The following is a 14,038-nucleotide window of genomic DNA, read 5'->3' on the forward strand; positions in this document are numbered from 1 at the left end:
TATCCGAACCGGTTGCATTCAGACGTGCACGCTCATCCATCTCCTCAGCATAGGAGAGGACCGGCATCGTCATATCGTAACCCGGTTTGTGGCCGAACATCTTCTCCAGCTCAACCTGCTGGGCGTGCATATAGAGTGAGTTCGGAATATCCATCGGACAAAGCTCACTGCACTGACCGCAGTTGATACAGGAATCCGCAATATGGGCAAACCGAATCATCTGGAACATAAAGTCCGGCGGGATGATTCCGGGGCGCACCAGATGCGGCTTCTTCGTCGAACACTCCACACAGTAGCAGATCGGACAGTTCTCAATACAGCCGTAGCACTTGATACACTTGGAAGACTGCTGCATGATCTTGTTGAGTCTCTCGGTACCGGTTCCGAGTTCAGCGAACTGCTTCTCCTGAGCCTTCTTACCCATCTTGATCATGACGTTCTCGATCTTTCCGCGGATCTCAAGGCCTTTTGCCTCGGGTGCGCAGGAGTCGATTGCGCCTGCCTTCTGTGCTGCATCAAACAGCATTGCACCCTTCTCGGAACAGATCTCAACGAACGTTGCCTTACCTGCCTTGTCACCAATGACACCCCAGTTACCGCATGCAAGATCGCACTGACGCGGAACCTTGGTCTCACAGCGCTGACAGTTCTTGCGGCGGCCGTAGCCCTCCTCTTCGAGTTCATCGATGGCGATACCCTTGTGTTCGCCGTCCTTGGTCATAATGATGAACTTACCCTTATCGATCTCTTCCTTCACGACATCGTCCGGGTTGACACCATACTTCTCTGCGATCATCTTGCGGGCCGGCATCGGAGAGACAGATCCACCACAGTTCAGACCAATGGAGATAACATTGTCCAGATTGATCTGCTGGCGCTTGCCCAGTTCCAGGAGTGCCTTTGCATCACAGCCCTTGCAGGTGACAGCGACTTTGATATCTTTTGCACCATTGAGGTACTTCTTGATGAGCTTGGGCAGAAGCAGTGTTCCACAGTGCAGAGAACCTGCACAGGCATCAAGGTCTGCGGGATTGGTAATGAAGACCGGCTGCGGATCATAGACATCGACACCCTTCTTCACAGTCAGAACAACATCCACAATCTTGTTCTCAAGCGCATATTTCAGAAGGGAAATGACTGCTCCTCCGCACTCGCCCTTGATATCGCAGGAATTGGTCCATGCGTAGTACATATCGCCTTTTGCTGACATTTTTAGGCCTCCATCTTCTTCACGTTCACAGCACAAACCTTGAACTCCGGAGTCCGGGAAACAGGATCGTATGCCGTGTTGGTAACGAGATTTGCACGTGCCTCCGTGAAATGGAACGGCATGAAGAATACACCCTCTTTGATAAGTGGCGTGACCCGTGTATTGACAGCAACCTCACCGCGGCGGCTGTAGAGGATAACCTTCTCACCGTCTGCAATATTGTATTTTGCGGCGTCTGCCGGATTCATCTCAAGCCATGCAGTTGGTGCATCGCGGTCGAGCTGTTCGCATCTGCGGGTCATCGAACCGCTTGGCCAGTGCCAGATGGTGGCGCCGGTGGTCAGCCAGATCGGATAATCGTTGTCGATAACTTCGGCAGGTGCACGGTGCTCAATTGCCTCGAGTTTTGCTTTACCGTCCGGCATACCTGCAAACTTATCGATGTGGAGAATCGGAGTTCCCGGGTGGTCTTCCGTCGGGCAGGGCCACTGGATTCCGTCACCCTCGAGTTTTGCGTAGGTAATACCTGCATACTGCGGGGTGATTCCGCGCATCTCGTTGAAGACATCTTCGGTGGTCTCCCACGGGAAGTACTGGCCGTAGCCCATCTTCTCTGCGATCATCTTCATGATCTCCCAGTCAAGTTTGGACTCGCCGGGTGCATCTGCTGCCTTTCTGAATCTCTGGACACGGCGCTCTGCGTTGGTCTGGGTTCCGTCTTCCTCTGCGTAGCAGGAACCGGGAAGAACAACATCCGCATACTTCGTGGTTTCGGTCTCAAAGATATCCTGTACAACGAGGAACTCACAGTTCTCCATTGCCTTCTCCACTCCCTTGGAGTTCGGGTCGGACATGACCGGGTTTTCACCCATGAGGTAGAGACACTTCAGTTTGTCGGGGTGCTCCTCAAAGGTTTCCAGCATCTCGGGGATGTGTAAACCGAGTTTTCCGTTCGGAACCTCGTCAACGCCCCAGTATGCGGCAACCTTCTTGGCTGCCTCGGGATCGGTAACCTTGAGATACCCTGCATACACGTTCGGGAGTGCTCCCATATCACAGGAACCCTGCACATTGTTCTGACCGCGGAGTGCGTTGACACCACATCCGGGTTTGCCGATGTTGCCGAGAAGCGTCTGGACAAATGCAATGGAACGCACGTTGTCAACACCAACCGTGTGCTGGGTGATTCCCAGACAGTGGACGAATGCGGTCTTGTGCTGGCATTCATGGAGCCACTCAAGGGCCTGCTCGATCTTCTCTGCCGGTACACCACATACGGCAGAGGTGTTTTCGATACTGTATTTGTCCTGTGTGACACAGGCTTTGAGTTCTTCATAGCCGTTGGTCCGGTTCTTGACGAACTCCTCATCAACCCATCCGCGCTCGATAATCTGCTTCATCAGGCAGTTGAGGAGCTGGATATCGGTTCCCGGGAAGTGCTGGATGTGCAGGTGGGCCTGCTTGGCGGTCGGCGTTACACGCGGGTCGCAGACGATGATGTGTGCACCCTTTTCCTTGGCCTGCATGATTCTGCGGCCTGCAAGCGGGTGGGCCTCGAAGTTGTTGGAGCCGATAATGAAAACACAGTCGGCGATTGCGAGATCATTAAAAGAGTTGGTCGAGGCACCGGAGCCGAAGACCATGTTCAGACCGGCGACGGTCGGTGCGTGGCACAGACGGGCACAGTGGTCAACATTCGGGGTCTTTAACACAACACGGGCGAACTTCTGCATTGCATAGTTGTCTTCATTACAGCAGCGTGCGGATGTGATGACTGCAATCTCTTCCGGGCTGTATTTTTTGAAGTTTTCTGCAATGACTGCAAGAGCCTCGTCCCAGGTTGCGGGCTTGAACTCGCCGGTTGCTTTGTCTTTGATCAGCGGTGTCTTGAGACGGTCTTCGGAGACGATGAACTCCCAGCCGAAGATTCCCTTCGGGCAGAGTTTGCCTTCGTTGACCGGGCCGCGCTGGCACGGCTGGACACCAGAGATCTTGCCGTCCTTTACCACCAGGTTAAAGGTACAGCCTGCTCCACAGTAGGGGCAGGTCGTGGTTACATACTTGATTTCCATGGATAAACCTCGGATACTATAACCTCTGTAAAGGCGGCATAAATACCTATCCAGATTTTTGTGATTTTTGTATATTATCAGTGGGTTTCGGGTTTTTGCTCAGGTTCCCGAATTTAATTTGTTCTATTGATATAATTTACAGGTTAAACATATTTGCAGAGTGGGCGCGCATTTCACGGGATCTTAGCGCAGATTTACGGATTGTATGATCGAGTAAATTAATCCTGATTTATTTTTCAGAAATAATGAATTGATGTTTTTTCCATATATATAGGAATCTATAACGGAGGTGCTGCCCGTACATTCGTGCAACACGATTCAGGACAGCGTGAAAAATTCCATCAGGATATTTCCGGAAAAAAGGACGCGGGTTCGTTTTTCGTGTGGTTATCCATGTGCTCTGCACGTGGACGACAGCACCCGCAGGGTCCAGCCATACCCTGGTCCCCCACTCACAGCCCGAAGAAACTCTTCAGCATCGTCCGTGACGACACCGGCATCAGATGCGTATACGCTCCCAGCGTCCGGTGGGTCAGTGCCCCGTCCAGACCGCCGGCAATACCGGTACCGCGGGAAAGCCGGTATGCATACCGCACTCCCGCATCCATCGAAATACCACTGTAATGGAACTCATGCCCGCGGAATCCGAACTCACCATCCGGAAGGGACGCAGTACCAACCACATACCCGAGTGCTTTGCGGACCGGCATCCGCGTATCCCCCGCAAACACCCCGCACATCTCGCAGGAAAGCCGTTCATCGCGTCCCTGCCATCCCTTCTCCAGGGTAAGCGACCGCGTCAGATACATCAGACCCCCGCACTCCGCATAGATCGGTATCTCATTCTCCGCCGTCTCCCGTACCGCCTCCCGCATCGCATCATTTCGTTCCAGTTCCTCCAGAAACAGCTCGGGATACCCGCCGCCGAAAACATACCCGTCCGCCTCCGGCAGCCGGTCATGTACCGGACTGAAATGCACAACCTCCGCCCCAAGGCTGCGCAAAACCGCGTTCAGTTCCCCGTAATAGAAATTAAACGCCTCATCATACGCAACCGCAATCCGCATGGATGCCTCGGGACAGGCATCCAGCATTCCGCACACCGCATTCGGGCACGGCGTCCGGTCCTGTGCGGTATCCCGGATCCGGTCAATATCCACATACTCCCCGATCACACTCGTAATAAAAGAAATCCGATCATGGAACTCCGCAGTATCCGAACCCTCCCGGTAAGGAACAAGACCCAGATGCCGCATCGCAAGCTCCATCTCCGGCCTTCGCGGAACCGCCCCCAGTACCGGAATCCCGCAGTAATGTTCAACCGCCTTCGTTGCTTTCCCGATGTGGCGTTCCCCCATAACATTATTCAGAATCACTCCTTCGATCCGGATGTCCGGATCAAACGCCGCGAACCCTTTCACCAGCGCAGCAGCGCTCCGCGTAATACTCCGGGCATTGATCACCAGAATCACCGGCAGATCAAACATTTTTGCAACCGACGCCGTACTCCCGACATCGGTCAGTGCATCCACCCCCTCATACAGACCCCGGACCCCCTCCACAATTCCGTACTCGGCCCCCTCCGACCCGTAGCAGAACAGCCCCGCCGTCTCCTCAGGCGTCTGCACAAACGTATCCAGATTATACGACGGCCTGCCGGTCACTCCGGCAAGATACGACGTATCAATATAATCCATCGCGACCTTGTAGGTCTGCACCGCAGACTCCTGCGCAAGCAGACCCGCAATTGCAAGCGTCACGCTCGTCTTTCCCGCACCCGACCGGTCGCCTGAGATCAAAAGCGATCTCATGCAACGCTCCGGAGCACCGCCCCGAACTCACTCTCCACAATCTCATGGACGCCCAGCGTCTTTGGATGCAGATCTATCTCGACCATCACATGAGCGTGTCCCTGCTCTTTCAGGGGAGCCACCTGCCGCGGTCCGTTGGTGACGGAGAACACGGTAATACCAGCGAGTGCTTCGGGGGGGACCGCATGCGGAACACCGACCAGCAAAATAAAATCGGGACGTGCTTCAGCAATCTTTGCCGCAATCGCCGCGCCGTTCTCCCCGTACTCATCCAGCGCTCCGCAGAGAACCGGATTCACCCCGCGTTCCCGCATCTGTGCAAGAATCGCCGCCGCATCGCCCCGGACCTTCGGAAGACCGCGCTCCTCAAGATTTGCCAGATACAGGGTATTTGCCTCCGGAACCGCATCATGCAGCGCGAGAAGCTCATCCGCAAACATGTATGCGGTCTCTTTCTTTGCATTCATGATCGCAAGACCCCGCTTCCCCGACCGGGCAAGCGCAATCAGTTCCGCTGCCGCAACATGCTTCAGATCGCCGCGGGACGGCGCAATATAGGTCTTGCAGGCAGCTCCGCGTGCACGTTCCGTCGCATTCGCCGCCGCAAGCACGCGCCGCTGCCGCTCCAGCTCCTCCGGGCTGATCCAGCCTGCCGCAGCAGCAGGTTCAAGGGCGGCAATCACCCCGTCGATGTTCTCGCGGAATCCTGCATGAATATTCACCGCAATCGCCGGTGTGGAAATACCGGACGCTTCAATTGCCGCCTCCATATCCTCACCGATGATCATCGAAACACAGGTACCCACGACCGCGATCTTCTTTGGCGCAAACTCCTCCTCAGCGTACCGGAGCACATCCTCAAGCAGCCGTTGACCGCCGAAGATGAACTCCTCGTCGCCGAGCGACGTAGTCAGAACACGGATGCCGTCCTCCTCCAGAAGTCTGGCATGCTTAAACGAACACCCTGACGGGCCGTGCAGAATTGCAAGATCCACATCCAGATCCCGCAGCGTGTACAACGCTGCAACAATCGAACTCGGACGTGGCTGAACATATCTCATCGTCATATTATCTCCATGTTTTTGCCGCGAGGAGGACAGAACCTCCGGTTTTTTTGGCAAGATCAACCGCCGCATCAGTCGCTGCCGGAAAGGTTGTACAGACGGTGTCTGCATCCGGGAACTCTCCGGCACAGTCATCTGCCCCCGCAATAATCACCAGATGTGCGGGACGGACCGCAGAAACCGCCCGGCGTACTTCACCGGCCGGAAATCCTTCACATACCGCGTGATGCTCCATTCCGACCGCCAGAACAACCGGCCTCCCGGGGCACATTCTGCGCAGATAGGCTGCGGCCTCAATCGTATTGTCGGCGTTTGTTCCACTGTTTGCATTGTCGAGAACCGGCACACCGCGTTCCGCAGAAAGATGCATTCTTCCTTTAAGTGCGGAAAAACTGCCGAGCTGCGCAACCGGCAGCCCGAGCAGCAGAGCAGCGGCGGCAGCAGCAGAGAGAGCTGCCCGGTATCCGGCAAGGGTCAGGAGAGGATTGGTAACTTCACCGCCGTCAAAGGAGAGCACATCGCCGGTAACACTCACCAGATCCTCGATAACCTGCCAGCCGTCGTGTACCGGCACACCGCGCGGCACCAGCACGGTTCTGCATGCCGCAAGGCTTCTGCACTTCTCCAGAAGTGCGCTTTTTGTGCCGCCCGCAATGGAATAATCATCTGCGGATGTCAGGATACCAAGCGTCCCGAATCCGGCAACCCCGACGGACTCCTCTGCAATCAGCCACGCGGCATTGCAGTTCTGCGCGGCGGTGCAGGCTGCAAGCACGGAGGCAGGTGTAATACTCTTCCGCCAGAGCAGTTCAGTCCCCGGCATCCGAAACGTTCCGCTGCTCGTGTGCAGAATGCCGCGACCGGTCCCGGTCATCAGATGGGCCAGCGCAAACGCCGTTGTCGTCTTGCCGCGTGCACCGGTGATCTCAACGGAAATGCGGGGAGGGACGACCAGTTCCCGCACCATTTCGTGGTGCGTTTTCACCGGCGCTTTTCTCAGCAGCGGATACGACGGGGTCAGATGTACCGGGGCGGTTACCAGATCATAGCTGCGGGACGCAGCAGTCTGTTCCGGAACCCCGGAACCCCGGTACACATCCACGGCGTCAACCGTATCGCCGCGCATCTGCAACGCATCTGCAATGTCTGCACCGCCGTGAATTGTATCGAGAACCAGTACCCGCATAGAATACTTCAGAGATGGGTAGCTACTGCTTTCTCTGCGTTTTTGAGCATCAGCTCTGCAAGCAGCGGGTCAATGCCGATAGGTTCGGCATACACAACCGGAATTTCCCTGCCGTCCGCAAGCGTGAACACGCCGCGGTTGGATCCGCTCTCCAGACCCAGAAGTCCCGGAATATCGCGGAGCACGTGAATTCCTTTTGCAAGGAACAAGGGTACAACGACCAAAAGGTCCAGATCCTCTTCGCGCATTGCATCAAGACCCTCAGGAACGGTCGGGACACTGTTCTCCATGAAACAGGATTTGATCAGGTACTCATCGGTTTTTTCAGCCATCATCTGTGCGGTGGTGGTAATCAGTTCCTTATTGTACTGCAGTCTGCTTCCGTGTCCGACCAGCAGGAGACCTTTCTTGCTCATAGTATTGTATTAGTGGCGGGAGGTTAAAAAAAGTGTGAATATTCTGGGGAAATCGTAACACCGGTTCCGGTTGGAAAAACCAAAAGCATCCCAACCCCTTAATTTTTCTCCCCGCCTATGTACATAGCAGAAATGGCCGACTTACTCGACTCCCTCACCTATGATGACGGTCTCATCCCCGTAATCGTTCAGGACGCCGCAACCGGAACCGTCCTCATGTTCGCCTACGCAAACCCGCAGGCCGTTGCACTCACCAGAGAGACCGGCTTTGCCCACTACTACAGCCGCTCACGGCAGAAACTCTGGAAAAAAGGAGAAGAATCCGGTCATCTGCAAAAGGTCTGCGAGATCCGTGTCGACTGTGACGGCGACTGTCTCCTCTACCTTGTGGAACAAACCGGCTGTGCATGCCACGAAGGATACCTCAGCTGCTTCTTCCGTACCCTTGACGGCAGGACCATCCTCCCCTTACTCAAAGATCCGCAGGAAATCTACCACAAAATACAGTAGGCCTAATAAGATATTGGCAACCCATACATAATGGTAGATTTTTTATGATACTCGTACCGGATACAAGCGTTGTCATCGACGGACGCGTCACCGCCCTCATAGAACAGGGTGAATATCGTGGCGCAACGATAATTATACCCGAAGCCGTCTTCGCCGAACTCGAAGCCCAAGCCAATCAGGGAAGAGAAATAGGATTCTCCGGCCTTGCAGAACTACAGAAACTCTGCAGAATGAAGGACGAAGGACTCATCAATCTTGAATATGTAGGCGTTCGCCCCAAACTTGAACAGGTCAAACTCGCCGGTGGGGGAGAGATTGACAGCATGATCCGGGAAGTTGCCATCGCCCACAATGCAACGTTCCTGACCAGCGACTACGTCCAGGCCGAGGTTGCGCGTGCAAAAGGAATCAACGTCGTCTTCCTCAGACCCGAAGTCACCGACAACTTTGCTCCGCTGTTAATCGATGCATTCTTCGATGAAAACACCTTCGCCGTATATCTTAAGGAGCGTGTCGCACCCTACGCCCGCAAAGGAACAATCCGTGAATCAAAACTTGTCACGATCCGCGATGCACCCGCAACCGAATACGAACTGCGGGCAATTGCACAGGAATGTCTCGAACGTGCCAAACGCCACCCCGACGGATTTGTCGAGGTTGAAATGCCGGGTGTGACCGTATCACAGATAGGATCGATGCGTATCACCACAACCCGCCCGCCGTTCTCGGACGGCATCGAAATAACCATCGTCCGACCGACCCGGGAGGTTTCCTTTGACTCCTACAACTATGCAGCCGCACTCAAAGAACGGCTGAACATCGGAAACGGCGGCATGCTCATCGTAGGAACCCCGGGTTCCGGCAAATCAACCCTTGAGCAGAATATAGCAACCTACCTCTCCGCAGAAAACTACATCGTCAAAACCATTGAGTCGCCACGCGATCTCATGGTGCCGGACAAGATCACCCAGTACACCGCCCTTGACGGCAGCATCGCCGCAACCGGCGAGGTGCTTACCCTGCTTCGACCCGACTACGTAGTCTTTGATGAGATGCGCAGATCCGAGGAGCTGGCGGTTTTTGCCGATCTCCGTCTCTCCGGCATCCGCGTCATTGGTGGCCTGCACGCGCGTTCTGCGCCGGATGCCCTTATCCGCCTTGCAAGCCTCGTTGACCTCAATCTCATCCCGCAGATCGTCGCAACGGTGGTCTTTGTCAAGGACGGCGACATCACCGATCTGTACAGTGTCAGCACCGTCTTTGGAGTCCCTGCAGCACTTGAGAGAATCGGCGATCCCCAGGTCAGACCGATTGTCCGGTTCACGAACATTATTACGGGGGTTGTTGCCGCAGAGGCATTCCGCTACGAAGGAGAAGTTACCGTCACCTCCGGCGGAGGTATCCACCCGGCAGAACAGCCGCAGACACCTGCTGCAACCGTACAGGTAATCAATGCAGCTCCTACAGAGGTCGCCGAGACAACCGCAACCTCCGTGATGGAATCCGCAGCCGACGAAGATGACGACGACGCATCCCACATCCCGCCGCCGATTCACACCATGCCGACCTACGAGGTCACCGAGGATAACCCTGCATGGCTTGTCCTCGAAAAAGAGATCCAGAAGGAAATTTGCCGTTTCACCGAAGGTGAGATCATCGTCAGAATGATCAACGACACCAAAGCTGCAGTCTACATTGAAGACACCGACGTTCCCGCAGCTATCGGCAAAGCCGGAAAGAACATCGCCGCCGTTGTCAGTAAAGTAGGAGTCGGTATCGATGTCCGCCCGCTAAGCGACCTGCCGGGACGGGAGGTCTCTACTCCGGCAGTACCGGCCGGCACCGCCGCAGCCGGTGCATTCAAGATCAGAAGTGAGAAAAAGCAGCTTGCCCTCATCTGCCCGGAGTACAGCAACAAGATCGTTGACCTCTTCTCGGGCAAAGAGTACCTGTTTACCGCAACGGTTGATGCACGGGGTGAAATTCACCTTGCCCGAAACAGCAGCATCGCAATGGAGATGATCCGCCGCTACGGTGCAGGCGAGGAGCTGAAGATTCGTCCGGTGGACTAACAATACAATATTCATCAGGTGGTTAATTTGGCAAAAGAGTTCGTAATGAGTGAGATTGAGCAGGAAATTCGTAAGACATGGATTCCCGCCTTCGAGTCGAATCCCGCAGAAGACAAGGAAAAATTCTATATCAACGTTGCATTCCCCTATCCGAGCGGTGCAATGCATGTCGGCCACGGCAGAACCTATATCGTGCCGGATGTAGTTGCACGGTTCTGGAGGATGCAGGGGAAGCAGGTGCTGTTCCCGATGGCATTCCATGTTACCGGTGCGCCGGTGCTCGGTATTGCAAAACGGATTGCGAAGAAAGATGAGAAGACGCTGAAACTCTACGGCGGTCTTTATCGTGTGCCGCAGGAGACGCTTAACTCCTTTACGGATCCGATTGTGATCGTGAACTACTTCGCCGACGAGTACGAGCGCGTGATGAAACAGCTCGGTCTGTCCATTGACTGGCGCCGCCGGTTTACGACGATCATTCCGCAGTACAGCAAATTTATTGAGTGGCAGTACTCCCACATCTATGGCCAGGGCAAGGTTGTCAAAGGTGAGTACCCGGTACGGTACTGCCCGAACTGTGACCAGCCGGTGGGCGATCATGATCTGTTGGAGGGTGATTCTGCGGAGATTATGCACTTCGTGTTCGTGAAGTATCCGTTCGGTGAGTTCGTTATCCCGACAGCAACACTCCGGCCCGAGACGATCTTCGGCGTGACGAATCTGTGGGCAAACCCGGAGGTCACATACCTGAAGGCGGAAGTTGACGGCGAAAAGTGGATTATCAGCCGGGAAGCTGCGGAAAAACTCCGTATGCAGAAACACACAGTGACGGAGATCGGTATGATCTCCGGTGCAGACCTCGTGGACAAGGCGGCGACGCACCCGGTTTCGGGCGCTGCGGTGCCGATCCTTCCGGCATCGTTTGTTGATCCAGACATGGGTTCCGGCCTTGTGATGAGCGTTCCTGCGCATGCACCGTTTGATTACATTGCACTCCGCGATCTCCAGCAGCAGGGCAAATATACGGATATTGTTCCCATCCCGCTGGTGACGGTTCCGAACTTCGGTACGATTCCGGCACAGGAGATTGTGGAGAAAAATAAAATTCCGCATCAGGATGACCCCCGGATGGACGAGCTGACGCAGGAACTGTACACGGCAGAGTTCTCAAAGGGAAAACTGAATGAGAACTGTGGTGCGCATGCTGGCAAATCCGTCCGCCAGGCACGCGAAGACGTGACCCGCGAGTTTGTGGACACCCGCGGAAGTATTATCTTCCATGATATGAGCGAAAAGCGCGTGATCTGCCGCTGCGGCAACCGCGTGTATGTGAAGATTCTGGATGATCAGTGGTTCTTAAACTATGCAGACCCTGCCTGGAAGGAGCAGATTCATGCCCAGCTGCCAAAGGTGGCACTGGTGCCGCCGGAGGTCAGGGCAGAGTTTGAGCGTACCGTTGACTGGCTGAAAGAATGGCCGTGTACCCGCCGTGTGGGTCTGGGTACGCATGTACCATGGGATCCGAAGTGGCTGTTTGAGCCGCTGTCAGACTCCACCATCTACATGTCGTATTACACGATCGCCCACAAGATTACGAAGATCGATGCAGAGAAGCTGACACCCGCGGTGTTTGATTATATCTTCCTTGGAATCGGCGATGTGAATGCGCTGCCGGTGGATGCCGCAACGCTGAAGGAACTCCGGTCTGAATTCCTGTACTGGTACCCGTATGATTACCGGTTCAGTGCAAAGGATCTGATCTCAAATCACCTGACGTTCCAGCTGTTCCACCACCGGGCCATCTTCCCGGACGAGCTTCAGCCAAAAGGTATGGTTGTGTTCGGTATGGGTCTTCTGAACGGCATGAAGATGTCGTCGTCGAAGGGCAACGTATTCCTGCTGGAGGATGCGGCAAACGAGTTCGGTGCGGATACGGTTCGTATGTTCCTGGTGGGCAGTGCGGAACCGTGGCAGGACTTTGACTGGAGAAATGAGCTGGTGTTGTCGGTGAAGAAGCAGATCGAGCGGATGTGGCAGATTGTGCTGGACGCTTCTTCGGTAAGCGGGTCAGCACCGATTGATGCATGGCTCATCTCCCGTCTGCAGCACCGAATTGATGCGGCTACGAAGGCACTGTCTGCGTTCCAGACCCGTCAGGCTTTGCAGGAGGCATACAACGGCATTGTTTCGGATCTTGCCTGGTACCGCCGCCGGCTGCCGGAAGGATCAAACGGTACAGATGCACTCCATGAGGTGACATCTGTCTGGATTCGTCTGATGGCTCCGGTTATTCCGTATACCGCAGAGAAACTGTGGTCGGAGACGGGCCATGCGGGTCTTGTCTCGTTTGCTCCATGGCCGGTTGCGGATCCGACGAAGGTGAATGAAGTCGTTGAGGTTTCAGAGGAACTGCTGCAGCGTACGGTCGAGGATATTCAGTCGATTCTGAAGCTGGTGCAGATTGAGGCAAAGAAGGTGACGCTGTTTGTGGCGCCTGCATGGAAGCATCAGGTGTTTGGTATTGTTGCCGCCGCCGAAGATAAGCGCAATGTGGTAAAGACGGTGATGGCCGATGCGGACCTGCGTGCAAAGGGCAAGGATGCTACGGATGCTGCGGTGCAGACGGTGAAGCTGATTCACAGTCTGCCGCCGGAGCTTGTGACTTCTATTGCGGCAGGCGTGGATGAATTTGCAATTTTCTCTGCGGCGAAGGCGTTCCTGGAAAAGGAGTCGGGCCTTGCAGTTGAGGTTGTTGCGGCCGAGTCAAGTGCGCATCCGAAGGGACGTATGGCACTGCCGTTTAAGCCTGCGATTGTGGTTGAATAATTTTCTTTTTTTGCTCTCCGGGTGGATATGCAGCAGGCGTGCCGGAAAATTCCGAACAACCTGGTTTGACTCCGGCCAAACGTCATGAACAAATAGAGACTTGTGGAGCAAAGCCCGTCCTATCTTTCAGAGGACCACGTATCCGTAGATCTTTTTCCATCGTTCTGTCAGCACATACCGAGGATTTGCTTTTCGCAGCAGTCCGGCAAGAACCACAGGATCGTCTGCAAGATGATACGTACAGACAGCGACCTTCGGCGTATATCGCTGCAATGTATCCGCTGCCCCGGCAAGCATCTGACGTTCCGCACCTTCAATGTCAGCCTTCACAAAGTTTACCGCATCCAGTCCTTCCGCCTCAAGAAACGCGTCCACCGTTGTCACCGGTACGCGTACCTTCCTGCCGGTCTGCGGCAGCACCATTGATGACCCGATCAGTGTATCCGCAAGAACCGTGAACTCGGCCGTTCCCTCTTCAGCTCCCAGTGCATACGGCACTACGTGTACCCTCTCCTGTAACGCAGGGTTCAGTGCCAGCGTTTGTCCGAGAATGGCCCGGGCCTCCGGAATCGGCTCAAACGCAAACACCTCTGCCCCCCGGTATGCCGCAAGAAGAGAAAAGACACCCAGATTTGCACCACAGTCAAACACCACGTCGCCGGGTGCAACCCGCACCGCCCCCCACTCATACGGCCCTTCGTCCACATACCCGTACCTCCCGAACAGCGCAGGGAACAGAATATCCCCGATCTCCATCGCATAGTAGGCCTCCTCCCGCGTCGGGTGTTCGGACATTGACAGTCTCGGCAGGCGGAGCGGCCCAAACCGCAGGCATCCCTCCCCGGGAGAGTAAAACCGTGAAAACAGCCGC

10 protein-coding genes are annotated in these 14,038 nt (G+C 55.2%); 3 read left to right on the plus strand and 7 right to left on the minus strand.

Annotation, left to right across the window (positions count from 1 at the left end; genetic code table 11):
* From O0S10_RS04545 to cfbA, 6 genes are all read right to left on the minus strand, one after another.
* On the minus strand, positions 1-1,210 hold a 1,210-nt coding region (locus tag O0S10_RS04545), incomplete at its 3' end, for a Coenzyme F420 hydrogenase/dehydrogenase, beta subunit C-terminal domain (RefSeq protein WP_268924716.1).
* A gap of 2 nt (positions 1,211-1,212) precedes the next feature.
* Positions 1,213-3,282: a formate dehydrogenase subunit alpha gene (gene fdhF / locus O0S10_RS04550; RefSeq protein ID WP_268924717.1), complete on the minus strand. Its 2,070-nt coding sequence runs from the start codon at positions 3,280-3,282 to the stop codon at positions 1,213-1,215.
* 452 nt (positions 3,283-3,734) lie between these two features.
* On the minus strand, positions 3,735-5,093 hold the full coding sequence (gene cfbB, locus O0S10_RS04555) for a Ni-sirohydrochlorin a,c-diamide synthase (protein ID WP_268924718.1): 1,359 nt from the start codon (positions 5,091-5,093) through the stop codon (positions 3,735-3,737).
* Positions 5,090-6,154 carry a Ni-sirohydrochlorin a,c-diamide reductive cyclase catalytic subunit gene (gene cfbD, locus O0S10_RS04560; RefSeq protein WP_268924787.1) on the minus strand — a complete coding sequence of 355 codons (1,065 nt, stop codon included), beginning with the start codon at positions 6,152-6,154 and terminating at the stop codon, positions 5,090-5,092. The genes cfbB and cfbD overlap by 4 nt, the downstream gene beginning before the upstream one ends.
* 7 nt (positions 6,155-6,161) lie before the next feature.
* Complete coding sequence (gene cfbE, locus O0S10_RS04565) at positions 6,162-7,343, minus strand: coenzyme F430 synthase (RefSeq protein ID WP_268924719.1); 1,182 nt, start codon at positions 7,341-7,343, stop codon at positions 6,162-6,164.
* 8 nt (positions 7,344-7,351) lie between these two features.
* Complete coding sequence (cfbA, locus tag O0S10_RS04570) at positions 7,352-7,759, minus strand: sirohydrochlorin nickelochelatase (RefSeq protein WP_268924721.1); 408 nt, start codon at positions 7,757-7,759, stop codon at positions 7,352-7,354.
* A 132-nt stretch (positions 7,760-7,891) separates the two neighbouring features.
* Here cfbA and hisI point away from each other — a divergent pair, with 132 nt between their 5' ends.
* Genes hisI through leuS form a run of 3 tightly spaced genes read left to right on the plus strand, consistent with a single transcriptional unit; the run spans position 7,892 to position 13,167 of the window.
* On the plus strand, positions 7,892-8,269 hold the full coding sequence (gene hisI / locus O0S10_RS04575; protein WP_268924722.1) for a phosphoribosyl-AMP cyclohydrolase: 378 nt from the start codon (positions 7,892-7,894) through the stop codon (positions 8,267-8,269).
* 44 nt (positions 8,270-8,313) lie between these two features.
* Complete coding sequence (locus O0S10_RS04580; RefSeq protein WP_268924723.1) at positions 8,314-10,341, plus strand: PINc/VapC family ATPase; 2,028 nt, start codon at positions 8,314-8,316, stop codon at positions 10,339-10,341.
* A 45-nt stretch (positions 10,342-10,386) separates the two neighbouring features.
* Positions 10,387-13,167 (plus strand): leucine--tRNA ligase, encoded by a 2,781-nt coding sequence (leuS, locus tag O0S10_RS04585; RefSeq protein ID WP_268924788.1) that lies wholly within the window; start codon positions 10,387-10,389, stop codon positions 13,165-13,167.
* 126 nt (positions 13,168-13,293) lie between these two features.
* Here leuS and O0S10_RS04590 read toward each other — a convergent pair whose 3' ends face one another.
* A complete protein-coding gene (locus O0S10_RS04590) occupies positions 13,294-13,962 on the minus strand; it encodes an FkbM family methyltransferase (protein ID WP_268924724.1) in 669 nt (222 codons plus the stop codon).
* Between the last annotated feature and the right edge of the window lie 76 nt (positions 13,963-14,038).

It is taken from the genome of Methanocorpusculum petauri (assembly GCF_026891975.1).
Classification (GTDB): Archaea; Halobacteriota; Methanomicrobia; order Methanomicrobiales; family Methanocorpusculaceae; genus Methanocorpusculum; species Methanocorpusculum petauri.

What these genes read in the sequence shown, in the direction of transcription:
- O0S10_RS04580 (WP_268924723.1), top strand. Translation starts at nt 8,314, where the DNA reads ATGATACTCGTACCGGATACAAGCGTTGTCATCGACGGACGCGTCACC.
- hisI (WP_268924722.1), top strand. Translation starts at nt 7,892, where the DNA reads ATGGCCGACTTACTCGACTCCCTCACCTATGATGACGGTCTCATCCCC.
- cfbE (WP_268924719.1), bottom strand. Translation starts at nt 7,343, where the DNA reads ATGCGGGTACTGGTTCTCGATACAATTCACGGCGGTGCAGACATTGCA.
- cfbB (WP_268924718.1), bottom strand. Translation starts at nt 5,093, where the DNA reads ATGAGATCGCTTTTGATCTCAGGCGACCGGTCGGGTGCGGGAAAGACG.
- fdhF (WP_268924717.1), bottom strand. Translation starts at nt 3,282, where the DNA reads ATGGAAATCAAGTATGTAACCACGACCTGCCCCTACTGTGGAGCAGGC.
- O0S10_RS04590 (WP_268924724.1), bottom strand. Translation starts at nt 13,962, where the DNA reads ATGTCCGAACACCCGACGCGGGAGGAGGCCTACTATGCGATGGAGATC.
- cfbD (WP_268924787.1), bottom strand. Translation starts at nt 6,154, where the DNA reads ATGAGATATGTTCAGCCACGTCCGAGTTCGATTGTTGCAGCGTTGTAC.
- leuS (WP_268924788.1), top strand. Translation starts at nt 10,387, where the DNA reads ATGAGTGAGATTGAGCAGGAAATTCGTAAGACATGGATTCCCGCCTTC.
- cfbA (WP_268924721.1), bottom strand. Translation starts at nt 7,759, where the DNA reads ATGAGCAAGAAAGGTCTCCTGCTGGTCGGACACGGAAGCAGACTGCAG.